Annotated in this window: 2 protein-coding genes; both read left to right on the forward strand. The window is 44.4% G+C overall.

The features are described from left to right. Positions 1-95: IS3 family transposase (locus IXC47_RS19555; protein ID WP_326838431.1), on the forward strand; the 95-nt coding region annotated here is incomplete at its 5' end. Between the two features lie 116 nt (positions 96-211). Further along, entirely contained in the window at positions 212-541 is a 330-nt protein-coding gene (gene flgB, locus IXC47_RS19300) for a flagellar basal body rod protein FlgB (protein WP_195876773.1), read from the forward strand. Positions 542-897 lie beyond the last annotated feature (356 nt).

Genomic DNA, 897 nt, shown 5'->3' on the forward strand with positions numbered 1-897 from the left:
ACATTCGCTTTTACAATCATCATCGCCGCCATTCGACATTAGGGTATTTGACCCCAGCGGAATTCGAGCAGCGCCAATTAGCACTCAGTGCTTAACCTTGTGTCCATTGAGGCCGGGACAGACCACCTCCGTTAACCTATAAATTTATAGGCTCAGATGTGTCTAGTAAAGCCGGGGCGATTCAGCATCAACCCAAATTCTTGAGAGAAGGATGCAAGTACTGGCATCTAACATTGCAAATGCGGATACGCCTAACTATAAAGCGCGAGATATAGATTTTAAGAGTGCGCTAACAAAGGCTCTGTCTACACCAGAACAACCAGTTTCAGCTGTAACGCAGGTTGCGCAGGGAGGCAGCTCTGTTCTACCGACACTACTTTATCGAACACCTTATCAATCAAGTATTGATGGCAATACCGTTGAGATCGATGTCGAGCAAAGCAAATTCATAGATACATCAATTCGATATCAGTTTTCGCTCGAACAAGCGGTTCATGAATACAAATCTGTTAGTGACCTTTTCAAGAATCTAAAAGGCTGAAGTCAAAATTAACGAAAAACTAGCAAGCGAAATTTCATCACGGCCAACATCAAGTTTGTGCTTGATGGTTGCCAAAATAGAGTCTCAATATTTAAAGAAAGTGGTTTTATGATTCCCGATGCTGAAGAGGTACAAGTCAGCCCATTTAAAAGCAAGAGGGGAGTGCGTCGAATTTTTTCAGCATTCAGCTATTCACTCGATGGTATTCGCAGCGCGTGGCGCAATGAGCACCCCCTGTGTCAGGATAGTTGTCGCGTCATCTGATTTATTGAAATCATAGAGGGGGCGGAGCAAAAGACAGATAGTGAAGCGCTACTCAGCTGAACGCAAGGAAGCCATTCTGCGGCAAATGATGC

It is taken from the genome of Herminiimonas contaminans (assembly GCF_015645465.1).
Classification (GTDB): domain Bacteria; phylum Pseudomonadota; class Gammaproteobacteria; order Burkholderiales; family Burkholderiaceae_D; genus Oxalicibacterium; species Oxalicibacterium contaminans.

What these genes read in the sequence shown, in the direction of transcription:
- flgB (WP_195876773.1), top strand. Translation starts at nt 212, where the DNA reads ATGCAAGTACTGGCATCTAACATTGCAAATGCGGATACGCCTAACTAT.